Annotated in this window: 23 protein-coding genes; 7 read left to right on the top strand and 16 right to left on the bottom strand. The window is 66.4% G+C overall.

The genetic code is table 11. The features are described 5' to 3' along the window. Nucleotides 1-325 precede the first annotated feature (325 nt). Nucleotides 326-973: a LysE family translocator gene (locus LDO29_RS13855; RefSeq protein WP_224080364.1), complete on the top strand. Its 648-nt coding sequence runs from the start codon at nucleotides 326-328 to the stop codon at nucleotides 971-973. Between the two features lie 22 nt (nucleotides 974-995). On the opposite strand, the gene LDO29_RS13850 is transcribed toward LDO29_RS13855, so the two are convergent. The 8 genes from LDO29_RS13850 to LDO29_RS13815 all read right to left on the bottom strand — a co-directional run bounded on the left by LDO29_RS13850 (nucleotide 996) and on the right by LDO29_RS13815 (nucleotide 6862). Then, the gene (locus tag LDO29_RS13850) at nucleotides 996-1640 is read right to left on the bottom strand and encodes a glutathione S-transferase family protein (protein WP_224080363.1); all 645 of its coding nucleotides are present in this window, start codon (nucleotides 1638-1640) and stop codon (nucleotides 996-998) included. Nucleotides 1641-1701: 61 nt separating this feature from the next. Continuing rightward, nucleotides 1702-2886: an aminotransferase-like domain-containing protein gene (locus LDO29_RS13845; RefSeq protein ID WP_224080362.1), complete on the bottom strand. Its 1185-nt coding sequence runs from the start codon at nucleotides 2884-2886 to the stop codon at nucleotides 1702-1704. Nucleotides 2887-2930: 44 nt separating this feature from the next. After that, the gene (locus tag LDO29_RS13840; protein ID WP_224080361.1) at nucleotides 2931-3260 is read right to left on the bottom strand and encodes a DHCW motif cupin fold protein; all 330 of its coding nucleotides are present in this window, start codon (nucleotides 3258-3260) and stop codon (nucleotides 2931-2933) included. A gap of 37 nt (nucleotides 3261-3297) precedes the next feature. After that, nucleotides 3298-3753 carry a RidA family protein gene (locus LDO29_RS13835; RefSeq protein WP_224080360.1) on the bottom strand — a complete coding sequence of 152 codons (456 nt, stop codon included), beginning with the start codon at nucleotides 3751-3753 and terminating at the stop codon, nucleotides 3298-3300. Nucleotides 3754-3764: 11 nt separating this feature from the next. Next, nucleotides 3765-4751 carry a DMT family transporter gene (locus LDO29_RS13830; RefSeq protein WP_224080359.1) on the bottom strand — a complete coding sequence of 329 codons (987 nt, stop codon included), beginning with the start codon at nucleotides 4749-4751 and terminating at the stop codon, nucleotides 3765-3767. Nucleotides 4752-4776: 25 nt separating this feature from the next. Beyond that, nucleotides 4777-5415 (bottom strand): LysE family translocator, encoded by a 639-nt coding sequence (locus LDO29_RS13825; protein WP_224080358.1) that lies wholly within the window; start codon nucleotides 5413-5415, stop codon nucleotides 4777-4779. 5 nt (nucleotides 5416-5420) lie between these two features. After that, nucleotides 5421-6134, bottom strand: a complete 714-nt coding sequence (locus LDO29_RS13820) for an alanyl-tRNA editing protein (protein WP_224080357.1) — start codon at nucleotides 6132-6134, stop codon at nucleotides 5421-5423. A gap of 50 nt (nucleotides 6135-6184) precedes the next feature. Then, nucleotides 6185-6862 (bottom strand): VOC family protein, encoded by a 678-nt coding sequence (locus LDO29_RS13815; RefSeq protein WP_224080356.1) that lies wholly within the window; start codon nucleotides 6860-6862, stop codon nucleotides 6185-6187. 84 nt (nucleotides 6863-6946) lie between these two features. Here LDO29_RS13815 and LDO29_RS13810 point away from each other — a divergent pair, with 84 nt between their 5' ends. The 3 genes from LDO29_RS13810 to LDO29_RS13800 all read left to right on the top strand — a co-directional run bounded on the left by LDO29_RS13810 (nucleotide 6947) and on the right by LDO29_RS13800 (nucleotide 11104). Then, nucleotides 6947-8485 (top strand): aminotransferase-like domain-containing protein, encoded by a 1539-nt coding sequence (locus LDO29_RS13810; protein WP_396022664.1) that lies wholly within the window; start codon nucleotides 6947-6949, stop codon nucleotides 8483-8485. A gap of 107 nt (nucleotides 8486-8592) precedes the next feature. Continuing rightward, nucleotides 8593-10494, top strand: coding sequence for a molecular chaperone HtpG (gene htpG, locus LDO29_RS13805; RefSeq protein WP_224080355.1), 1902 nt, complete (start codon nucleotides 8593-8595; stop codon nucleotides 10492-10494). Between the two features lie 85 nt (nucleotides 10495-10579). After that, nucleotides 10580-11104 (top strand): DNA-deoxyinosine glycosylase, encoded by a 525-nt coding sequence (locus LDO29_RS13800; protein ID WP_224080354.1) that lies wholly within the window; start codon nucleotides 10580-10582, stop codon nucleotides 11102-11104. On the opposite strand, the gene LDO29_RS13795 is transcribed toward LDO29_RS13800, so the two are convergent. Together LDO29_RS13795 and LDO29_RS13790 are read right to left on the bottom strand one after the other, a co-directional pair. Then, entirely contained in the window at nucleotides 11105-12187 is a 1083-nt protein-coding gene (locus LDO29_RS13795; RefSeq protein WP_224080353.1) for an SRPBCC domain-containing protein, read from the bottom strand. Beyond that, on the bottom strand, nucleotides 12184-12552 hold the full coding sequence (locus tag LDO29_RS13790; RefSeq protein ID WP_224080352.1) for an ArsR/SmtB family transcription factor: 369 nt from the start codon (nucleotides 12550-12552) through the stop codon (nucleotides 12184-12186). The genes LDO29_RS13795 and LDO29_RS13790 overlap by 4 nt, the downstream gene beginning before the upstream one ends. 175 nt (nucleotides 12553-12727) lie before the next feature. Between LDO29_RS13790 and LDO29_RS13785 the strand changes: the two genes are divergently transcribed. Both LDO29_RS13785 and LDO29_RS13780 read left to right on the top strand, forming a co-directional pair. Beyond that, nucleotides 12728-13870, top strand: coding sequence for a PLP-dependent cysteine synthase family protein (locus LDO29_RS13785; RefSeq protein ID WP_224080351.1), 1143 nt, complete (start codon nucleotides 12728-12730; stop codon nucleotides 13868-13870). Between the two features lie 68 nt (nucleotides 13871-13938). Further along, complete coding sequence (locus tag LDO29_RS13780; RefSeq protein ID WP_224080350.1) at nucleotides 13939-14811, top strand: class I SAM-dependent methyltransferase; 873 nt, start codon at nucleotides 13939-13941, stop codon at nucleotides 14809-14811. A gap of 46 nt (nucleotides 14812-14857) precedes the next feature. On the opposite strand, the gene LDO29_RS13775 is transcribed toward LDO29_RS13780, so the two are convergent. Then, nucleotides 14858-16474, bottom strand: a complete 1617-nt coding sequence (locus tag LDO29_RS13775) for an ABC transporter substrate-binding protein (RefSeq protein ID WP_224080349.1) — start codon at nucleotides 16472-16474, stop codon at nucleotides 14858-14860. A gap of 161 nt (nucleotides 16475-16635) precedes the next feature. Between LDO29_RS13775 and trmB the strand changes: the two genes are divergently transcribed. Then, complete coding sequence (gene trmB, locus LDO29_RS13770; RefSeq protein WP_224080348.1) at nucleotides 16636-17322, top strand: tRNA (guanine(46)-N(7))-methyltransferase TrmB; 687 nt, start codon at nucleotides 16636-16638, stop codon at nucleotides 17320-17322. Between the two features lie 72 nt (nucleotides 17323-17394). On the opposite strand, the gene LDO29_RS13765 is transcribed toward trmB, so the two are convergent. The 5 genes from LDO29_RS13765 to LDO29_RS13745 form a co-directional block, all read right to left on the bottom strand. Next, nucleotides 17395-18597 (bottom strand): DUF2863 family protein, encoded by a 1203-nt coding sequence (locus LDO29_RS13765; protein ID WP_224080347.1) that lies wholly within the window; start codon nucleotides 18595-18597, stop codon nucleotides 17395-17397. Nucleotides 18598-18700: 103 nt separating this feature from the next. After that, nucleotides 18701-18841: a hypothetical protein gene (locus tag LDO29_RS13760; protein WP_224080346.1), complete on the bottom strand. Its 141-nt coding sequence runs from the start codon at nucleotides 18839-18841 to the stop codon at nucleotides 18701-18703. A 226-nt stretch (nucleotides 18842-19067) separates the two neighbouring features. Further along, nucleotides 19068-21773 carry an aconitate hydratase AcnA gene (acnA, locus tag LDO29_RS13755; RefSeq protein ID WP_224080345.1) on the bottom strand — a complete coding sequence of 902 codons (2706 nt, stop codon included), beginning with the start codon at nucleotides 21771-21773 and terminating at the stop codon, nucleotides 19068-19070. Between the two features lie 261 nt (nucleotides 21774-22034). After that, complete coding sequence (locus LDO29_RS13750) at nucleotides 22035-22574, bottom strand: hypothetical protein (protein ID WP_224080344.1); 540 nt, start codon at nucleotides 22572-22574, stop codon at nucleotides 22035-22037. 181 nt (nucleotides 22575-22755) lie between these two features. Then, nucleotides 22756-22945, bottom strand: a 190-nt coding sequence (locus LDO29_RS13745; RefSeq protein WP_290369570.1) for a citrate/2-methylcitrate synthase, incomplete at its 5' end; no start/stop codon positions are given.

The raw sequence follows: 22945 nt of genomic DNA, 5'->3' as shown, positions 1-22945 counted from the left end.
GGCTGCCGTTGTACATCGCGTACAGACGTGCGGCGCCAGCCGCACTCGCGAGTCGAACAAGGATTGTAAGGATGGGTTCCCGCAACGCCGCCTTAAATCCAGTCATGGCATACATGAGCCAGATTCAGGGATCAGGGTTTGCCTGGGGGGCAGCATGGCGCACGTGCTACCCAAAGCCCAGAGTACTCTAAACGGCGCCTATTAGAAATGTATGCCAGCCAGGGAATGGCCATAATGTCAGCTTGGCAACGGTGCACGGCCTGCGTAGCCTGTCTGCCGAATGCCATATGAATCCGACAACAAGAGAGAGATATAAGGAGACACCATGCCAGAGTTCCTTCCCCCGTGGCCGCTGCTCGGCGCCTTCGTGCTGGCCAGTCTGGCGCTGGCCGTGACACCGGGCCCGGCCGTGGTCTATATCGTGACGCGGACGCTGGCGCAGGGTTGGCGTGCCGGGCTGGCCTCGGTCGCCGCCGTGGCGCTGGGCAACCTCGGCAACGCGGCGGGGGCAGCACTCGGACTGGCCGTGCTGTTCTCGGTATCGGCGCTGGCCTTTACAGTGGTGAAGTACGCCGGGGCGGCATACCTGATCTGGCTGGGGATTCGCACCTTGCGCGCCGCGCCGGCGGTGGCCACGGATACACCGCCGCCCGCGCGTCCGCTGCGGCAGGTGCTGCGCGATGGCTTCGTGGTGGCGCTGCTGAACCCCAAGACCGCGATCTTCTTCGCCGCCTTCCTGCCGCAGTTCATGAACCCGGCCGGTTCCGCGCTGGCGCAGAGCCTGGCACTGGGCGTGGGTTTCGTGCTGATTGCGGCGACCACCGACGTCTGCTACGTGACCGCGGCGGCGGCCGTGATGCCGGCGCTGCGCCGCGCCGGACGGGCGAGGGCGGCGGGCCGCTACCTGACGGCGGCAGCCTTTATCGGACTCGGGGTGTTCACGGCGGCGTCAGGCTCGCGCGCCGGAAAATAAGGACGGGCCTGCCGCCGCACTCTCAGCGCAGCGGCAGCTCCAGGATACCTTCGGCTGCGGGGCGGGCGCGCATGGCGGCCAGCCAGCGCTCCAGCTCGGGACGCGGTTCGTGGGCGACCGGTGTGCCCATCCAGCGATGGGCGGCGCAGGCGAGCGAGATGTCCGCCATGGTGAAACGGTCGCCGCCGATGAACTCGCGCCCGGTCAGCGCCTTGTCGAGCAGCGCCGCCAGCGGCTCCGTACGCGCGCATGACGCGGCCACGGCGGCATCGTCGCGCTGCCCGGGCGCGACGCGGACCATATTGAGGAAGGCGGTGACCATGGCCGGGCTGAAGGTGGTGGTCTGCCAGTCCATCCAGCGGTCGGCCGAGGCGCGCGCCTTGACGTCTTCGGGCCACAGCGTGCCTTCCCCATATCGCGCGCACAGGTAGCGCACGATCGCGTTGGACTCCCACAGCACGAAGGGCTCGCCGCCTACGTCCGTGCCCCGGAAATCCTCGATCACGGGGATCTGCCGGTTGGGGTTCAGGCGGACATAGGCCTCGGTATCCAGGTCGCCCTGGCTGACGCCGATGTCCACGCGCTCATGGTCCAGGTGCAGCTCGCGCGCGCACCAGACCACCTTCTGTACATTGATCGATGACAGTCGACCCCAGATCCGCAGCATGAAGATTCTCCCCCTGATCTCTTGCGGTTGCCGTTGGGTTGTCCGTTGTGGCTCTTGCCGCTCAGGCAGCGCGGGCCTGCGGCGCCGAGGCGATGGCTTCGCGGAACAGCGTGCCCAGGATCGCCACGCCCTGCTCGATGCGCTCGGGTGGCACCGTGACGAAGGCCAGGCGCAGCGTGTTGCGCTGCGGGTTGCTGGCATAGAAGGGCGCGCCCGGCACATAGGCCACGTTGCGCTTCACCGCTTCTTCCAGGATCGCCATGCTGTCCAGGCCTTGGGGCAACTGCACCCAGATGAACATGCCGCCTTCAGGCTGATTCCAGCTTACGCCTTCGGGCATGTGGCGCGCCAGCGCGTCGAGCATGACCTGGCACTGCTTGCCGTACAGTTCGCGGATGGTGGGGATGTGGCGATCGAGCAGCCCGTCGCGCACGGTCTCGTAGGCTACGCGCTGCGTGAAGCTGGGCGTGTGCAGGTCCGATGCCTGCTTGGCCTGGCACAGCTTGAAATGCAGTTCCGGCGGCGCGATCACGAAGCCAAGGCGCAGGCCCGGTGCCAGGATCTTGGAGAACGAGCCCATGTAGATCACGCCGTCGGGGTTCATCGACAGCAGCGTGGGCAGCTGGTCGCCGGTATAGCTGAGTTCGCCGTAGGGATCGTCCTCGACCAATAGCACGTCCAGTTCCTTCGCTCGGGCCACCAGCGCCTGGCGGCGCTCCAGCGGCAGGCGGCGGCCGGTCGGGTTCTGGAAGTTGGGCAGCGCGTACAGGAAACGCGCGCCGGCCGTCAGTTCGGCGGTCAGCGCTTCAGGCTGCAGGCCCTTGTCGTCGGCGGGCACGGACGTGAACTCCGGCTCGAACAGCGAAAACGCCTGCAGCGCGCCGAGGTAGCTCGGTGTTTCGACCAGCACCTTGCTGCCCGGGTCGATCATCACCTTGGCGATCAGGTCCAGCGCCTGTTGCGAGCCGGTGGTGATCAGCACGCGTTCCACGCCCACGTTGTACCGCTTCGCGATGAATTCGCGCAGCGGCAGGTAGCCTTCCGTGGCCGCGTACTGCAGCGCGGCGGCCGGGTTGTCGGCGAATACACGGGCCGTCGCCGCCTCCATGGCCGCTACCGGGAAGGATGCCGGCGAGGGCAGGCCGCCGGCGAAGGAAATGACTTCCGGACGCTCGGTCACCTTCAGGATTTCGCGGATGGCCGAGCTGGTCAGTTGCTGCGCCCGGCGGGAGATGGCCCATTTCATGATGTTTCTCTTTTGTCTGGGGGGAGAGCCGCCTGGCGGGCGGCTCAGTCAACGATGAATAGTCTGGCCCCGGTCGGCGTCGACGATCGGTGCGGTTCCGCCTGGTCGGCGACCTGGTAGCTCATGCCCGCGCGGAGCACGAACTGGCGGCCGTCTTCCAGTTCGGTATGCAGTTCGCCATCCAGCACGAACAGGATATGGCCCTTGGTGCACCAGTGGTCCGCCAGGTAGCCGGCCGAATACTCGACCATGCGCACCCGGATGTCGCCGAACTGGCGCGTGCGCCACAGCGCCTCGCCCTGTTCGCCGGGATGGCGCGTGGGCGCGACCGCGGACCAGTCGGTGGTGCCGAAGGGCAGGTTGTCGATGCGCATCGCGAAAGCGGCTGTCCGGTCGGTTCGATTGGTTCGGTCAGTTCACTTCGACGATCATTTCGATCTCGACACAGGCGCCCAGCGGAATCTGCGCCACGCCGAACGCGCTGCGTGCATGCTTGCCCTTGTCGCCGAACACCTCGGCCAGGAACTCGGAGGCGCCGTTGGTCACGAGGTGCTGCTCGGTGAATTCCTGCGTGGAATTCACCAGGCTCATCACCTTGACGATGCGCGTGACGCGGTTGAGGTCGCCCACGTGCGCATGCAGCGTGGCCAGCAGGTCGATGGCGATGGCGCGCGCGGCGGCCTTGCCGGTTTCGGTGTCGATGTCCTTGCCCAGCTTGCCGGCCCATACCTTGCCGTCCTTGCGGGCGATGTGGCCCGACAGGAATACGGTATTGCCGGTCTGTGCGGCCATGACGTAGGCGGCGGCAGGGGCGCCGGCGGTGGGCAGTTCGACGCCAAGGCGTGCAAGGGTGTCGTAGACGGACATGTGATCTCCTGTCAGTGAGTGCGTTCGGGGAGGATGGAGGGCGTTTCCGTGGCGGTCGTGGGAGCCGCCTGTTGCACGGCGGCGTGGCGGCCCACGGCCACCACGGCAATCACGGCCACCGCGAACGCGATGGTGGCACCGTCAAGCGGCTCGGCCAGCAGCACGGCGCCGCCCGCGAGCGTCAGGAACGGCTGCAGCAATTGTATCTGCCCGACACGCGCCACGCCGCCTTTTGCGAGCCCCACGTACCAGAACAGGAAGCCGATGAACATCGAGAACACCGACACATAGGCCATGCCGAGCCAGGCGCGCGGCGATGCGGCCGCGATGGCAGCGCTGTCGCGCCAGCCCAGCCAGCCCACCACGGGCAGCAGGACCGGCAGCGACACCACCAGCGCCCAGCTGATCGTTTCCAGCCCGCCGAGCTCGCGCGACAGCTTGCCGCCTTCGGCATAGCCAAGCGCGCCGAGCACCACGGCGGCAAACAGGTACCAGTCCGCATGCTGCAGGGCACCAGCGCCCTGCCACACGGCAAAGCCGATCACGAGCATGCTGCCGGCCACGGCCGACAGCCAGAACGCGGCGGAAGGCCGTTCACGGCCGAACCATGCGGCGAACACCGCGGTGGCCAGCGGCAGCAGGCCGACCACGATGGCGCCATGGCTCGACGGCACTTCGCGCATCGCCTGCGACGAGAACAGCGGAAAGCCGACCACCACGCCCAGCGCGGTCACGGCAAGCCTGGCCCACTGGCCACCGCGCGGACGTCGCCGCGCGTCCAGCGCGCCGCGCAGGCCCAGCAGCGCCAGCGCCAGCACGGCCGCGATCACGGCACGCGACAGCGCGACAAAGGTCGCGTCCAGTTCCGTCACGGCCATGCGTGTGAATGGCAGCGTCTGGCTGAAGATCGCCACGCCGATGAAGCCGGGCAGCATGCCACCGGAATGCGGCGCGTGTGGCGGGTGCGGCGAGGTGGCGGTTGGGTGGGGAGAAGTCATGGTCGCTCTGGCTGCAAGGGTCGGGTCACACTGCCGATGGCCGGACGCTGACGGCAATCCACGCCGCAGTGAGCGCCAGCGCCAGGCCCATGGCGCGGTTGAACCAGCGCACGCGGTTGCCCTGCATCAGCCATTGCCTCAGCGACGCGCCCAGCACGCCGTACAGGCTGTTGCTGACAAAGCCGAAGATGCCAAACGTGGTGCACACCAGCAGCACGCGCTGCGCGGGCGAGGGCGCACCGGCCATGTAGGACGCCGCGGTGGCCAGCGCCATCATCCACGCCTTGATGTTGGCGTACTGCAGCACAGCCGATTGCCACACATTGAGCGGGCGCAGGACCTGCTTCTCCGCGAGCACCGTGCTGCGCGCGAGCTTCGCCGCCAGCCACAGCAGGTAGGCCACGCCGGCCATGTGCACGATGGTCGCCAGTGCCGGGTTGCTCAGGATCAGCGCGCCGACGCCGACTGCGCACAGCGCGAGGATGCTGGCAAAGCCGAACGCCACCCCCACGCAATGGGGCAGCGTGGCGCGCAGGCCGAAATTGGCGCCGGTCACCGCGGCGATGGTGGTGTTGGGGCCCGGCGTGAACGAACCCACCGCGAGCAGCGTCACGAGCGCCAGGAATTGCGCGGCCGACAGGCCGGTCAGGAAATCTCCGGTCATGGCGCTCAGGCGAAATTGACGACCACGCGCCGGTTGGTGCGGCTCTTTTTCTCGATCTTGGTGACCACCACCGCGCCGATCTCGCTGGTGTTGGCCACATGCGTGCCGCCGCAGGGCTGGCGGTCCACGCCCGGGATCTCGACGATGCGGATGCTGCTGGTGCCCGCCGGCGGCGCGGCGCCGATGGTGCGCACCAGCTCGGGCTGCGCGGCCAGTTCCTGCGGCGTGATCAGGTCGATGCGCACGGCGGTATTGGCGCGGATCAGCGCGTTGAGCTGCTCGGTCAGTACGGCCTTGTCCAGCGTTGATTCGGGCAGGTCGAAGTCGATGCGGGCCGAATCGGGCGAGATGCTGCAACCCGTCACAGGGACGGGGATCAGCGAGCCCAGCAGGTGCAGGCACGTGTGCAGGCGCATCAGCCGATGGCGGCGTTGCCAGTTGATCGTGACCGTGACACGCCCGCCCGGCCGCGGCAGCTCCGCACCCGCCGTGGGAACGTGCAGGATGCGGGTGCGGTCGTCGGCATAGACGGTGTCCGCGATCTCGATGGTGCGGCCATCCGCCAGGGTCAGCGTGGCCGTGTCGCCGGCCTGGCCGCCGCTGCGCGCATAGCAGACGGTCTCGTCGAGTTCGATGCCGGCCTCGCTTGCCGACAGTACGGTCGCGCTGCAGTGGTCGAGGTAGGGGTCGTCATCGAAGCGTTTGCGGGTGGCGGTCATCGGTGGGAGTCTCCGTGGTGCTGTTCTTGTGTTCTTGTTGATGTTTGGCTCTAGCGCAGGATACGGATGCCCTGCGGAGTTTCGATTTCTGCGATGAGCTGCGGCGGCTCGTCGGCCTGTTCCAGCGCAATCAGCGCCTCGCCGCCCAGCCAGGCCAGGCCCTGGCGCAGCAGTTCCGCGTGCGGATGGCGGCCCGTGAGCCGGCGCAGCGCCAGGTCCTGCCGCGGCAGGCTCATGCCCGGGTGGCGGGCCACGTCCCACTGGATCAGGCTCGGCAGCAGGCCGTCGCCGGCGCTGGCGGCTTCACCGTGCCAGGCTGGCAGGCTGCCGTCCTCCGGCACCGTGATGCGCCAGTGCAGGTCGCCGCGCTGCATGGGAATGACCGGCGCGATCCGATCGGGATACTGCGCCTGCCAGCGCGACAGGTCGGCGGGGCGTGCTACGCGTGCTGCCCAGTGCAGCAGGCAAGGGCCAGCCTGCAGGCGCTCGCGCACGCTGTCGCTGTCCAGGCCGAACCAGCGCGGGCGCTGCGGTGCGGGAGCGTCCGGGTCAGCCGCGATCACTTCCAGATACATCCCGCCAAAGAGGCCGAGCACACGGTTGTGTGTGCCCATGGCCGCATGGGCGCCGCCACCTTGCGGGGCAACGCCAAGCACGTCGGCGACGTATTCCGTGCCGGCGTCGAGCGTCTGGGCGGCGATGACGAGGTGATCGAGGGCGAGCTTCATCTTGGCTTGATGGTAGACAAGGTAGTCGGTACAGTACCGGTACAGTTGTGCGGATCGTATTCAGTACAGTTGCAGGAGCACCACATGGACGGCAGCCACCCGCAGGATCCAGTCGCCGCGCCAGACCGCAAGGATAGCGGAGGCGGCGCGCAAGACACACCCGCCCGCGCGTTGCGGCTGGTCGTGCCGCCGGGCGCGGCGGGCAGCACCGAGCGCATGCCGGACCCGGTCCCGTCGGCCCAGATGACGCTGGTCGAGCAGCTGACCGAATGGGCCCGCATGCGCATCGACGAACGCGTGTTCCGCGCGGGCATGCGCATGCCGTCGATCCGCCAGCTGGCGCAGGAGAAGGGGATTTCGCGCTTCACTGTGGTGGAGGCGTATGAGCGCCTGGTGGCGCTCGGCTACCTGGAATCGCGCCGCGGCTCGGGCTTCTACGTGCGCGAACGCGCGGCGCAGGCCTCGGCCGCGCCGGTGGCGCCCGTGGCGGTGGCCGCGCGCAATATCGACGTGACCTGGCTGCTGCGCAGCATGTTCCATACCGCCGAAGCCCACAAGGCGCCCGGGCTCGGTTTCCTGCCCAATGACTGGCTCGATGGCGAACTGATCGCCAGCGCGCTGCGCGGGCTCGGCCGCCAGCCCGGCAACCATTTCCTGGCCAGCGGCACGCCGCAGGGCTTCCTGCCGCTGCGCCAGCAGCTGCGCACGCGGCTGGAAGAGCTCGAGATCGGCGCCACGGCCGAGCAGATCGTGCTGACCTCGGGCATCACGCAGGCGCTGGACCTGATCGCCCGGCTCTACCTGTGCCCGGGCGATACCGTGCTGGTCGGCGACCCGGCCTGGTTCGTGATGTTCGGTCGCTTTGCCGCGCAGGGCGCGCAGGTGATCGGCGTGCCCTACACGGCCGAAGGCCCGGACCTGGAGGCGCTCGAGCGCATCGTCCAGGCGCACCGCCCGCGGCTGTTCGTCATCAACTCGGTGCTGCACAACCCGACCGGCACCTCGCTGTCCGCCGCCATGGCATTCCGGCTGCTGCAGATGGCCGAGCATTACGATTTCCTGATCGTCGAGGACGACATCTACTGCGACCTGTGCCCGCCCGGCCACGCCGCGACGCGGCTGGCCAGCCTGGACCAGCTGCGCCGCGTGATCTACCTGGGCAGCTTTTCCAAGACGCTGGCGGCCAACCTGCGCGTGGGCTTCATCGCCGCCCCCCCGGAACTGGCCGCGGCGCTGACCGACAGCAAGCTGCTGGCCGGCCTGGCCACGCCGGAAATCAACGAGCGCGTGCTGTACAAGGTGCTGACCGAAGGCCATTACCGCAAGCACGTGGAGCGCGTGCGCACCCGGCTGGACCGGGCCCGGGACGAGACCCGGCGCGAGCTGGAGCGCCGCGGCCTGCGCCTGTTTCCCGGGCAGCACGCGGGCATGTACCTGTGGGCCGATACCGGCCGCGATACCAACGCTATTGCCACTGCCGGACACGAAAAGGGCTATCTCTTCGCGCCCGGCAGCCTGTTTTCGCCGTCGCAGATGCCGTCGGGCTGGATGCGCTTCAACGTCACCAGCAGCGGGGACCCTGAGGTGCTGGATTTCCTGTCGCGCCAGCTCGACCGGCTCTGATCGGGGGCAAGGGTCTTGAAATCTGCCGGTGCCGGCCCTATTTCCGGTGGCATTGGCGACGCGCCAGACCCTAATTCCCTGATTTTCCGGATTCGAAGAGGAGAACCATGACCGCACCGCACGAGACGATGAGCTTCCAGGCGGAAGTGAAGCAACTGCTGCACCTGATGATCCACTCGCTGTACAGCAACAAGGAAATCTTCCTGCGCGAGCTGATCTCGAATGCTTCGGACGCCACTGACAAGCTGCGCTTCGAGGCGATCGCGAACCCCTCACTGCTCGAGAACGACGCCGATCTGGCCATCCGCATCGAGGCCGATACCGCGGCCCGCACGCTGAAGATCACCGACAACGGCATCGGCATGAGCCGTGACGAGGCCATCCGCAACCTGGGCACCATCGCCCGTTCGGGCACCAAGGAATTCTTCCAGCAGCTTTCCGGGGACCAGCAGAAGGACGCCGCGCTGATCGGCCAGTTCGGCGTGGGCTTCTACTCGGCCTTCATCGTGGCCGACAAGGTCACCGTCGAAACCCGCCGCGCCGGCCTGGCAGCCGACGAAGCCGTGCGCTGGGAAAGCACCGGCGACGGCGAGTTCAGCGTTGACGCCATCACGCGCGCCGAGCGCGGTACCACCATCACGCTGCACCTGCGCGAAGGTGAGGACGATTTCCTCTCGGCCTGGCGCCTGAAGAGCATCATCCAGAAGTACTCGGACCATATCTCGCTGCCGATCCGCATGCCCAAGGAAGTGTGGGATGCCGACACCAGCGCCTACAAGCGCACCGACGAGTGGGAAAGCGTCAACCAGGCCAGCGCGCTGTGGACGCGTTCGAAGTCGGACATCACCGACGAGCAGTACAACGCGTTCTACCAGCACATCGCCCACGACAACGAGGCGCCGCTGGCCTGGACCCACAACCGCGTGGAAGGCCGCAGCGAATACACGCAGCTGCTGTACATCCCGGCGCGCGCGCCGTTCGACCTGTGGGACCGCAACCACAAGCACGGCCTCAAGCTCTACGTAAAGCGCGTCTTCATCATGGACGACGCCGAGCAGCTGCTGCCTTCGTACCTGCGCTGGGTCAAGGGCGTGATCGATTCCGCCGACCTGCCGCTGAACGTCTCGCGCGAACTGCTGCAGGAAAGCCGCGACGTCAAGGCCATCCGCGAAGGCAGCACCAAGCGCGTGCTGTCGATGCTGGAATCGCTGGCCGACAGCGAGGAAGAAGCCGATCGCAGCAAGTACGCGACCTTCTGGCAGCAGTTCGGCCAGGCGCTCAAGGAAGGCATGGGCGAAGACCAGGCCAACCAGGAGCGCATTGCCAAGCTGCTGCGCTTCACTTCGACGCACAACGACAGCGCCGAGCAGAGCGTGTCGCTGGCCGCGTACGTGGGCCGAATGAAGGAAGGGCAGGACAAGGTCTACTACGTGACGGCCGACACCTGGGCCGCAGCGAAGAACAGCCCGCACCTCGAAGTCTTCCGCAAGAAGGGCATCGAAGTGCTGCTGCTGACCGACCGCGTCGATGAGTGGATGCTGTCGTTCCTGCGCGAGTTCGACGGCAAGGAACTGGTTTCGGTCGCCCGCGGCGACCTCGACCTTGGCACGCTTGCCGACGAGGCCGAAAAGGCCGAGCAGGAGAAGGCCGAAACCGAATGGAAGGACGTTGTTGCCCGCGCCAAGACCGTGCTCGAAGGCAAGGCCAAGGACGTGCGCGTGACACTGCGCCTGACCGAATCGGCGTCGTGCCTGGTTTCGGATGAAGGCGACATGAGCGGCTACCTGCAACGCCTGCTGAAGCAGGCCGGCCAGAAGGCGCCGGACGCCCAGCCGATCCTGGAACTCAATCCCGAGCACGCGCTGGTCAAGAAGCTGCGTGATCTGGCTGAAGGGGATGGGTTCAATGACCGCCTGCTGGTGCTGTTCGATCAGGCACTGCTTGCCGAAGGCGGTATGCTCGATGATCCTGCCGCCTATGTGCAGCGTGTGAACAAGCTGCTGGCCTGAAGGCAGGCATGAAGAGAAGGGCCGGGGGACCGGCCCTTCTTGCTTCTGGCACGCATGAACGTGAAGACATAGCCGAAGACGATTGATGATGCTGAAGCGCTGCTTTCCCCCTGTGGCCGATGCTGACACCCGGGTGCTGATTCTTGGCAGCCTGCCGGGCGAGGCATCGCTGGCACAAGGCCAGTATTACGCGCACAGGCAGAACCAGTTCTGGCGGCTCGTCGGCGATACGATAGGCGTGAACCTGCCTTCACTGGACTACGATGCGCGGCTGCAGGCGCTGCTCGCACATCGCATCGGCTTGTGGGACGTGGTGGCCGAGGCGCGGCGCGAGGGCAGCCTCGACAGCAACATCCGCGACCACGCAGGCAACGACCTGATCGGTCTCATCGAGGCTTTGCCCGCTCTCAAGGTGATTGCATTCAATGGCGGAACGGCAGCGCGTATCGGCGGGAAGCGGCTGGCGCGGCACGCGGATCAGCACCGACTCGTCATGCTTCCTTCGAGCAGTCCTGCCTACACATTGCCCTATGCCGAAAAACTGCATGCCTGGAAGGCCTTGCATGCGTGGCTGCTGCCTGCCAGGCCGCTCCAGTCCTCACTCGACTGATCACTCCAAATCCGGCTGCGTGGCCGCGTAGCTTGGCCGCGCGCGCATGACTGCGTGACCACGCCGGATATTCGGCCGCGTCTCCAGCATCGCCGCGCTTTCCGGGAATCGCCCCAGGTATTCGACGATCGGCGCGAAGAACAGGTCGGCCATCGACAACGTATTCCCGACCAGGAAATCGCGCCCGCCGTAGGCCTGCTCCAAGGCATCGAGCTGCCGCTCGATGTCGGGCAGGGCCGCCTCGATAGTGACGCGATCGGGCTTGCCGTCCGGGCCCTTCGGGAACACATAGTGCAGCACGTAGCGGCGCACCATCGCATCGTAGCCGTGGCAGTTGATCAGGCTGATCCACTGCTCGCAGCGTGCGCGGGAAGCCGGGCCGGTTTGCGGAATCAGGTTCGGGCCGCCAAAGACCTCGTTGATGTAGCTCAGGATGGCGCGCGTCTCATAGAATCCGATTGGACCGTCGGTGAATACCGGGATACGGCCGAACGGGTTGTGGGCCAGCAGTTCGTCGCTGTGCGGCGCAAGTGGCTTGAGTGTGTAGCGCACGCCCTTCTCTTCGAGCGCCAGGCGTACCGTGCGAACGTAGGTGCTGCGCGCATCGCCGTAGACGGTCAGCGTGCCGGCGCTGCCTTCGGCATCCACATAGTCGCTGAGGTTGTTGAAGACCGATTGCCAGCCGCTGTCGTGCGAGTCGCGCGTGGCGGCGTCGGGGAAGCCGCTATGGCGCATATGCAGGTGCGTACCGCCGTCCTTGTCGGTCAGCGTGATCTCGATGAGCGTGCGCACGCCGGCGGGCAGCTCGCTGCCTTCCCATTGCCACGTATAGGCCAGGAAGTTGGCGCGATCGATCTTCTGATACTCGCCGCCGACGATGTGCTGCTCGCCGTCCTTCGCACCCATCACAAGTCGATAGCGGCCGCCCACGCGCGCATCGGCGCTGGCTTCCAGCACCTGCATGCCACGCGGGCAATGCCAGACGGCCAGGGCGGCCTGGTCGGTGAATGCATCAAACACCCGCTCGCGCGGCGCGCGGATCTGGCGGGTCATCTCGAGATGGAACGTTGCAGCTTCGGTCATGACTTGATCCCCTTTTTACGATGGGTGACAGCGGTCTCGCTTTGCGGCTGCTCGACAAAGGCCACCAGCCTGTCGAGATTGCCTTCCCAAAGCCGGCGATAGGTCTCCAGCCAGCCATGCGCATCGCGCATTGCGCCGGGGCGCAGATGGCAGATGCGCCAGCGTGCGTTGACTTCCCGCTCGATCAGCCCCGCCTCGGCCAGCACACGCAGATGCCGGGAGATGGCGGGGCCGGAGATATCGAACGGGCGCGCCAGTTCGCTGACGGGGGCGTCACCCTCGGATAGCCGCGCAAGAATCGCGCGGCGTGTCGGATCGGCCAGGGCAGCAAAGATGGTGGAGAGAGGGTCGCTGGGATTTGGCATGAGCTCATTTAACGCATTGGTTAAATGAAGATCAAGGGCTGTTACATCTGGGCTCCGAGACGCGGTGTCGTGATGGTGGATCGCCCGGGCACTTCCTGTACGATGGCGGCTCGCCCCACAACTCCGGGCCGTCTGCCGCCCGGCCCGCCACCTGCAGTTTCCCCGGGGAAGTGCCATGCCGCATTCAGACTGGACCCACGAAGCGATCCACAAGATCGAGGCCGATTTCAACCGGTCTTCCGACACCCACCTGATTCCGCTGGATCTGCCGGGCTATCCGGACATCCGCTTCTACTTCAAGGATGAATCGAGCCATCCGACCGGCAGCCTCAAGCATCGGCTCGCGCGATCGCTGTTCCTTTACGCGCTGTGCAACGGGTGGCTGCACGCGGGCAGCACGGTCGTGGAGGCCTCCAGTGGCTCGACCGCGATTTCGGAAGCGTATTTCGCGCGCCTCCTTGGGCTGCCGTTCGTCGCGGTCATTCCGGCGGGCACCTCGCGCGCGAAGGTGGAGGCGATCGAGTTCTATGGCGGGCGCTGCCATCTTGTCGACAACCCGTCGGAGATCTACACGGAATCGCACCGCATCGCGCGCGAGTCGGGCGGGCATTTCATGGACCAGTTCACCTACGCCGAGCGTGCGACGGACTGGCGGGCCAACAACAATATCGCGGAGTCGATCTTCAAGCAGATGGGACAGGAAGCCCATCCGGTGCCGGCGTGGATCGTGGCCAGTGGCGGCACGGGTGGCACCGTGGCGACGCTGGGCCGCTACGTGGCGTACCGCCGGCATCAGACGCGCATCCTGTGTGCCGATCCGGAGAACTCGGTGTTCTTCGACTACTTTCGCGGTTGCCTCGCCGGCCAGCCCGATCCGGCACTGACGCTCGACACGGGCTCGCGCATCGAAGGCATCGGCCGCCCGCGCGTGGAGCGGTCGTTCATCCCGACCTGCATTGACGCCATGCTCAAGGTGCCCGACGCGCTCTCGTTCGCGGCCATGCGCTACCTGGCGCAACGTTTCGGGCGGCGCGTGGGCGGATCGACAGGTACAAACTTTGTCGGCGTGCTGTACCTCGCGCAGCGCATGCGCGCGGCAGGGCAGGCTGGCTCGATCGTCACGCTGCTGTGCGACAGCGGCGAGCGCTACGCGACGACCTACTATGACGACGATTGGTATCAGGAACAGCGCATCCATGTGGACGTCGCGGACGCCTTGATCGGCCGTGCCGTGAGAGGCGAGCCGGTGCTGACACCGCAGGCAGCGGCCGGACTCGCGGCGGCGGGTTCGGGCATCCTCGGCGGCGCCGGACAATGACCGCGCGCGTTTCTGTCACAATCGCGGCTTTCCTGCGCTGGCTGCTGGCCCGCCCGAACAAGCAAGACATGACCCTACTGAAACGCAAATCGATCGAGGCCGTGGCCTCGCGCCGCCCCGCGCGCGGCACCCGCACCCGCGGCGAACGCCCGGTAAAGGAAGAGAAGCGCATGACGCCGCGCTTTGCCCCCGTGACTTTCTCCGAGATGGACGGTGTGCGCTACCTGCACTTCGGCACCGAGTGGGTGCAGGGCGCGATGCGCCTGCGCAAGCCCGATGCGATCGAGCTCGAATATGCCCAGCAGATGATGGCCTGGCTGCTGTTCCTGTCGCCGTCGGCGCCGGATTTCCACGTCGTGCAGCTGGGGCTGGGGGCGGCGGCGCTGACCAAGTTCAGCCACCGGCATTTCGCACGTGCCCGCGTGACGGCGGTGGAGCTGAACCCGGCGGTGATCGTCGCCGGCCGCAGCATGTTCGCCCTGCGCGACGACGATGCACGCCTCAGCGTGCGCGAGCAGGATGCCTGGGACTACGTGATGGACGCCGCCAGCACGGCATCGGTCGACGCGCTGCAGGTGGACCTGTACGACGCCACGGCGCGCGGCCCGGTGCTCGATACCACGGCCTTCTACCGCGCCTGCCGCCGCACCCTGAAGGCGCCGGGCGTGATGACCATCAACCTGTTCGGCGACCACGACAGCTTCCCGAAAAACATCGAACGCATCTGCGATGCTTTCGACAATCGCGTGCTGGTGTTCCCGGAAGTCCACGACGGCAACATCATCGCGCTGGCATTCAACGGGCCGGCCATCGACGTGTCCTGGGAAACGCTGGACGCGCGCGCCGACGTGGTGGAAAAGACCACCGGGCTGCCGGCGCGCGACTGGGTGAAGAAGCTGCGCGCGGCCAATGCGCGGCAGGAAGCGAAGCTGGTGATCTGACGGTCCGACCTGATGCCCGGAGCAAGGCTCCGGGCTCGGCTGGCCGTCACTCCTTGTGGAAGAACTGCGCCAGCGACCACTCGTCGGTGCGCGCTTCGTACTTGAGTCCCTTCTTCATCGCCCACATCGCAAGCTGGCTGTGCGACGGGATGATGGCATGGTCGTCCAGTGCGAACTTCGCGGCAGCCTTTGCGTTCTCTTCGCGCGCCTTGTCGCTGCTTATCGTGGTGAGCGACTTCTCGATCAGCTTGTCCAGTTGCGGATTGCTGTACTTGCCCCAGTTCCAGGTGCCGTAGCCGGTCTTGGCATCCGGCGTGCCGGTGATCGAGCGTAGCGCCACGTCCGCGGCTGCTGAGCCCCATCCAAGCATCTCGAACGAGAAATCGCCCTGGCGCGCACGCGTGAAATACACCGCCACGGGCATGGTTTCCACCTTGGTCTGGATGCCCACGCGCGTCAGCATGCTGGCGGTGGCCTGCGCCACCGCCGCATCGTTCAGGTAGCGGTTGTTGGTCGCGTGCAGCGTCAGGCCGAATCCGTTCGGATACCCGGCCGCGGCAAGCAGCTTTTTCGCGCCTTCAGGGTCGTAGGCCTCGGGTTTGGTGCCCGGGTGGCCGAAGATCTGCGGCGACACCAACGAAGAGGCTGGTACCGCCAGGCCCTCCATGATGCGGCTGACAATGGCGTCGCGGTTGATGGCCTTGGAGATGGCGGCGCGCACGCGCGCATCCTTGAATGGATTCTTGCCCAGCGGCTTGCCGGCCTTGTCGGTGACGTAGGGCGGGTTGTCGCGTGACTGGTCCATCTGCCAGAAGATCGTACGCCATGACACGGTCTGCTCGATGCGGAACTTCGGGTTCTGCTTCAGCTTGGCCACGTCGGCGGCCGGCACGCTTTCGATGACGTCGACGTCGCCGGCCAGCAGGGCGGACGTGCGGGCGCCGTTGTCGGTGATGATGCGGAAGATCGCGCGGTCCCACTCCGGCTTGGGGCCCCAGTAGTCGGGATTGCGCGCCATCACGATCTCCTGGCCGCGCGCAAAGCGCACGAACTTGAACGGGCCGGTGCCGATCATGGCCTTGCCCGAATCGAATTCGGCCTGCGTGAGCGTGGCGGCCACTTTCTTCGGCATGATCGGCACGCTGTTCAGGTCATTGGCCAGGTTGGCGTAGTTCGGCACACTCATGGTCAGGCGCACCGTGAGCGCGTCGGGGGTGTCGATGCGCGCGATCGGCTTGGTGTAGCTCGTGAACGAGCCAGGGCTGTTGACCAGCTTCTCGGGCCGCTCCAGCGAGGCCTTGACGTCTGCGCTTGTGAATGGCGAGCCGTCGTGCCATTTCACGTTCGGGCGCAGCTTGATTTCCCATGTGGTGGGGTTGAGCGGCTTCCAGGACAACGCGAGTCCCGGGATGTAGCGCGCGTTCTTGTCCATGAACACCAGCGACTCGAAGATATGCAGCGCGATGGCGTTGTTCGGGCCGGCGTTGTTCCATTGGGGATCCATGGACGTGACGTCGGCCGCCAGGCCGATGCGCAGGTCTTCGGCGTGCGCACTGCCGGCAGGCGACAGCGTGAAGACGGTGCTGCACAGCAGGGCGGCGCCGGCTGTGCGCAGCAAGGCGCGGGCGGAGCGGAAGGTGGTGGAAGGGCGGCGGAAAGGCATGGCGCTAGGCTCCTCATGCTGGCCCGGGCGGCCGCGGGCGAGGAGGGCGCGCGGCCATGGGCGGTTCTCGGGCGGTTCTCAGGCAATTTGCCCGCATTGTGCCGGCAAAACGACATCCATGCAGGCTTTCCGCTCAGGCGTGACTGACCGGCGCCGTTAAAATGGCGACCATGTTTGCCAATTCCCCCACCATTGTCTCGGCGCAGTCCGACGTACACGAACATCTCGCGGCGCGCGTGGCGCGCCATCTCGCCGAGCCATTCCGCAAGCCGATCGGCGATGTGAGCCGGCGTGCGCTGGACCAGGCGCTGGCGCGCTGGCGGCAGGCCGGGGATGTGCCGCTGATCCTGGACGCCGGCTGCGGTGTGGGCGAAAGCACACTGCGCCTGGCCACGGCCTTTCCGGATCATTTCGTGATCGGCGTGGACCAGTCGGAAAAGCGCCTGGGCGCTGGCAAGGACTGGTGGGGCGGCGCCCCGATGCCCGGCAATTTCTGCTGGGCACGGGCCGACCTCGTCGATGTGTGGCGCCTGCTGCAGGAAGACTGCGTGCCGGTGGCGCGGCACTATGTGCTTTATCCCAATCCCTGGCCGAAGATCGGGCATCTCGGGCGGCGCTGGCAGGGGCATGCGGTGTTTCCAGCACTGGCAGCCTGTGGTGATTATCTTGAGTGCCGCAGCAACTGGAAGGTGTACGTCGATGAATTCGTGACGGCGCTGGGCATGCTCGGCCGTCCGTCCGTGACAGAGGCGTGGCAGCCTGAAACCGCCATGACGCCGTTCGAGCGCAAGTACGCCGCGTCGGGCCACAGCCTGTGGCGCTGCGTGACGCAGCGCCAGCCGGGTTAGCCGGAAAGCACAACGGCCCGCAGTGCGGGCCGTTGCATCGGTCTGGAAAAGGCGCCCTGGCGCCTCTTTGCGTCAGTGGAACAGCGGCTGCTGCGTCGGCGCATCTTCCGGCAGCTCGGCATGGACGATCTCGCCGTTGCGATCCGCGTAGAGCGGTGTGCCGCAGTCTTCGCAGTACTCCGGATCGAACAGCGCGGCGTGGCGGAAGATGTCCTCGACACCGGCGTTGCGCAGCTCCTCGCAGATCTGCTCGAGCGGGTTGCCCTTTTCGTCGGCATCCACTTCGCCGGCTTCGCGGCCGTAGACAGGCCAGACGATGCCGTAGATCACATCCTTCTCGCCGCGCATCGTGAAGCCGACGCGGTACTCTTCCACCACTTCCTCGCCGAACGCCGCCACTACCGCGGCAAGCTGGCCGGCCGGAACATCCAGCGTGCCGCTCAGGTAGTTCACGGCCGCGCGCACGGTCAGCGGGCGGATGCTCTTGTCGGATTCGCGGCAGGACAGGAAGAAGGCGTCCGGCAGCAGCAGTTCGAACTCGCAGCCCGGCAGCAGCAGGGCCACGGTGGCCTGCACCTGGCTGCGCCACTGTTCCAGGCAGGTCGAGCGCTCGGCGTGGTGTTCCTTGGCGTCTTCCTGCCAGCGGAACAACGCCTGCTCATGCGGCGCGACGACCACGGCCAGCAGGTAGCGCGGATCGGCCAGGATGGGCGCCGTTTCCGGCAGGTCGCGCAGGTCCACCTTGGGCACGGTACCGCTCAGCGCGGCGGCCGCGAGCTTGTGGGTCAGGGCGAACGTGTCGCTGTGCGTGCGCGGCAACTGGTCGATGCTGTACAGGTACGGCGACAGCGAGACCTTGGTGCCGGTGGCCAGCACGTGCGCCTGCAGGTGCACGGCCAGGGTCTGCGCGAGATCCGGCTTCAGCGAGCCGGATGGAATCGCGTAGCGCGTATGCGCAAGGATCGGGGCGGCCACCAGCAGGGCGTCATAGCGCACACCATCGACTTCCAGCGTGGCCGATTCGGCAAGCGTCTCGGCCTGCTCGGCCAGGACGTCGGAGGCGTCCGCATTGTGCTTGAACAGGTGTTCGAGCGCCGCATCGAGCGCGGTCTGGCTGCCGTTCTTCAGCAGCCGGCCCAGGCGTTGCGAGAGCCGCCGTTCCCAGTACGCGTCCTCCATGCGGCTGCCCGATGCGTCGAGGGCGAGCGCATCGGCCACCAGTCGCTCGGCATCGGGCGAAAGACGCGGGGAAGCCTTGGGGCGAAAACCTGCCATATAGAGAAACCGTCCGTTTTTTCGTAAAACGGTATTCTACTCGTTGCGTTGACAGGAATGATGCCAGTCCGCACCGGTCGGCCGGCATGTCCTGCCGGCGGTCTTATTTTTCCGCGGGGGCAGCCGGTGCGTGGGTCTCGGTGCCGTGCTGCTCGCCGCCCATCGACACGTCGCTGCCGCCCTTGCTGAGCAGGTAGAAGGCGGCGCCGGCGATGACGACGAACGCGATGATGATCTTGGCCATGGTGTCTCCTGTAACGGTGGGCTGGGGGACGGTGGCCGGATGGCTGTCCTCCGGGCGTTGAACGCCATTCTTGTGAGACACAGTGTGGCAGCGCTGGCTTGCGTGGAACTTACACGCGGGGCATGCCGTCAAGTGACGGACTGGGCGCCTCCAGCGCCAATGAAAACCGCCCGCCATGCCCGGCGCCGGGGCATGGCGGGCGGCGGCGTCAGTACGCGGGCCCCAGTCAGGCAGCCAGTAGCTGGCGCAGCACGAACGGCAGGATGCCGCCGTGGTTGTAGTAGTCGACCTCGATCGGCGTGTCGATGCGCAGCAGCACGGGCACGCGCTGCACGTCGCCGTTGGCGCGGTGGACCACCAGGACCACGTCCTGCTGTGGCTTGAGGTCGCCCTCGATGCCTTCGATGTCGAAGGTCTCGTTACCGGTGATACCCAGCGTCTGCGCGCTGTCGCTGCCCTTGAACTGCAGCGGCAGCACGCCCATGCCGACCAGGTTGGAGCGGTGAATGCGCTCGAAGCTGCGGGCGATCACAGCCTTTACGCCAAGGAGCTGCGTGCCCTTGGCGGCCCAGTCGCGCGACGAGCCGGTGCCATATTCCTCGCCACCGAACACCACCGTCGGCGTGCCTTCGGCGATGTACTTCATGGCGGCGTCGTAGATCGACATTTCCTCGCCGGTCGGCTGGTGGAGGGTCAGGCCGCCTTCCACGCGCGAGCCGTCGGCCTTGGGCGGGATCATCAGGTTCTTGATGCGCACGTTGGCGAAGGTGCCGCGCATCATCACCTCATGGTTGCCGCGGCGCGAGCCGTAGCTGTTGAAGTCCGCCTTGAGCACGCCGTGCGAGAGCAGGTACTTGCCGGCGGGCGACGTGTCCTTGATCGAGCCGGCCGGGGAAATATGGTCGGTCGTCACGGAGTCGCCGAAAATGCCGAGTGCCCGCGCGCCCTGCACGCTGGCGCTTGCGCCGGACGGCTCCAGGCTGAAGTCCTGGAAGAAGGGCGGCTCGGCGATATACGTCGACGTAGGCCAGTCGTAGACCTGGCCCTTGGTGCCCTTGATCGCGCCCCACAGCTTGCTGGGCTTCTTGACCTGCTCGTAGTTGCCCTTGAAGGTCTTGGCGTCCATCGCGAACTTCATCAGCGCGTGGATTTCCTCCGAGCTCGGCCAGATGTCGCCGAGCCAGATGTCCTTGCCGCCCTTGCCCTTGCCGACCGGCTCGGTCATCAGGTCGCGCGTGACATTGCCGGCGATGGCATAGGCCACCACCAGCGGCGGCGAGGCCAGGAAATTGGCGCGGATGTTCGGGTGGATGCGGGCCTCGAAATTGCGGTTGCCCGACAGCACGGCAGCCGCGACCAGGTCGTTCTTGACGATGGCCTCGTTCAGTTCCGGCGTCAGGTCGCCGGCGTTGCCGATGCACGTGGTGCAGCCGTAGGCGGTCACGCCGAAGCCCAGCTTTTCCAGGTAGGGCAGCAGGCCAGCGGCCTTCAGGTATTCGGTCACCACGCGGCTGCCGGGAGCCAGCGAGGTCTTGATGTGCGGCGCCACCGTAAGCCCGGCTTCTACCGCCTTCCTGGCCAGCAGGCCGGCGCCCAACAGCACGCTCGGGTTCGAGGTGTTGGTGCAGGAGGTGATGGCCGCGATCAGCACGTCGCCGTTCTTCACGTCGATGCCGTCGGCGGTCTGGTAGGTGCGGTCCAGCTCGGCCGGATCCTTGTTGAAGCCGTTCTCGGCCACGGGCTTGCTGAACAGCGAGCTGAACGTGCTCTTGACGTTGCCGATCTCGATGCGGTCCTGCGGGCGCTTCGGGCCTGCCAGCGACGGGGCCACGGTGCCGAGGTCCAGCTTGACCACCTTGCTGTAGTCGATCTCGCCGGCCTTGGGGATGCCGAACATCTTCTGTGCGCGGAAATAGCCCTCGAACGCGGCGATTTCCTCTTCGGTGCGGCCGGTGCCCTTGAAGTAATCGATGGTCTTCTCGTCCACCGGGAAGAAGCCCATGGTCGCACCGTATTCCGGCGCCATGTTGCCGATGGTGGCGCGGTCCGGCAGCGCCAGGCTGGCGGTGCCTTCGCCAAAGAACTCGACGAACTTGCCGACCACCTTTTCCTTGCGCAGCATCTCGGTGATGGTCAGCACCAGGTCGGTCGCGGTCACGCCTTCGCGCAGGCGGCCAGTCAGTTCCACGCCCACCACGTCCGGGGTCAGGAAGTACACGGGTTGCCCGAGCATGCCGGCCTCGGCCTCGATGCCGCCCACGCCCCAGCCCACCACGCCGATGCCGTTGATCATGGTGGTGTGGCTGTCGGTGCCGACCAGGGTGTCGGGGTAATACACGCCGTCCTTCTTGTGGACGCCGCGCGCCAGGTACTCCAGGTTGACCTGGTGCACGATGCCGAAGCCCGGCTGCACCACGCCAAAGGTGTCAAAGGCCTGCATGCCCCACTTCATGAACTGGTAGCGCTCGTTGTTGCGCTGGAATTCCAGTTGCATGTTCAGGTCCAGGGCCTTCTTCTCGCGGAAGTGGTCGACCTGCACGGAGTGGTCGACCACGAGGTCCACCGGCACCAGAGGCTCGATCTGCTTGGGGTTCTTGCCCATCTTCTCGGCCACGTTGCGCATGGCAGCCAGGTCGGCCAGCAGCGGCACGCCGGTGAAGTCCTGCAGGACAACGCGGGCCACCACAAACGGAATCTCATCGACGCGGTCTGCGTTCGGCTTCCAGTTGGCAAGCTGGCGGACATGTTCCTCGGTTACCTTCTTGCCGTCGCAGTTGCGCAGCACGGATTCGAGCACCACGCGGATCGACACCGGCAGGCGTTCGATCGCCACGTCCAGTTCCTCGCCCAGTTGGGGCAGGGAATAGTACTGGCCCTTGCCTGAAGAGCCGATCTTGAATTCTTTTAGCGTCTTATTGAGATTGTGGGGCATTGCCATACTCCAATCGAGGAACCAAGCGAGGAATGATGCAGTGGCGTTGACTCGGACCTGACCCCTGTGTGCGCCGCCACGGCGATCACCGCGGTCCGATGTCGGCTGCGCACTGCGTACTCTAACCGCCGCGCGCGATGCCCGCCAGCATCAGGCCGGCGAACGCCGCGTTCGCGCGATGATTGCCATGCCGGCAACCATTCCCCGCCGGCATGGCAATCCCGGTCCGGCCCGGGTGGGCAGGGCCGGAAGCCGCCCGGTTTACTGCTTCGGTGCAGCCGATTGCTGGGTGGCCTCGGGCTGTTGTTGCTGTTGCGGCGTAGCCAGCAGCGGCGTGGTCACCGGCGCGCGCAGGCCGCCTGCCTGGGTCGGCGCGGCGCCGCCGGCCAGCATGTCGGCGTTCTGGCATTCGTCGGCCAGGCGCTGGCCGAGGTTCTTGTTGAACAGCATGGCCTTGTTCGGGATCACCACCAGGTCCAGGCCGGAGCGGGCATCGAAATAGCGGTCGGCGCCGGTCACCGTGGACTGGCGCGGCAGCTTGTAGTCGCGGCCCTGCCAGTGGACGGTCAGGATCTCGTCGCGCAGCATGTTGCCCGAGATGTAGAGGACGTTGCCGAGTTCGCACTGCCACTTTTCGCCGGTGGGCGTCACGGCGGCCGCTGCAGCCGGAGCCGCCTTGCTGCTCTTCTTGGCGGGCGCCTTCTTCGTGGTGGTCTTCTTGGCCGGTTCCTGGGCCATCACGGTGCCGGCGGTACCGAGGGTGAACGCGCCGATGCACGCTGCGAGGATGAGCTTTTTCATAGGAATAACCTTTCAGGGTCTGTGTCTTTATGGTCTGGCACGCCCCGGAGGGATCCGGGGCTCGGGCAAGATTCCGCCGCTATTCTCTACGATTTGCGAGACAGGGCAAGCAGCCTGCCCTTTCGTTACATAATCGGGCCACATTCGGGGGAATGTGGCGGACGCGAGCCTCACATGCGCTTTACTTCCGCTTGCCGATCGGCACGAATTTCAGGTTCTCGGGACCAGTGTAGTTGGCGCTCGGGCGGATGATCTTGTTGTCGATGCGCTGCTCGATGATGTGCGCCGCCCAGCCCGACGTACGCGCGATCACGAACAGCGGCGTGAACATCGCGGTCGGCACGCCCATCATGTGATAGCTCACCGCGCTG

The organism is Cupriavidus laharis (genome assembly GCF_914271435.1).
GTDB classification, from domain to species: domain Bacteria; phylum Pseudomonadota; class Gammaproteobacteria; order Burkholderiales; family Burkholderiaceae; genus Cupriavidus; species Cupriavidus laharis.
The sequence above is the reverse complement of the archived record's forward strand: the minus strand, read 5'-3'. Positions and strand labels throughout refer to the sequence as shown.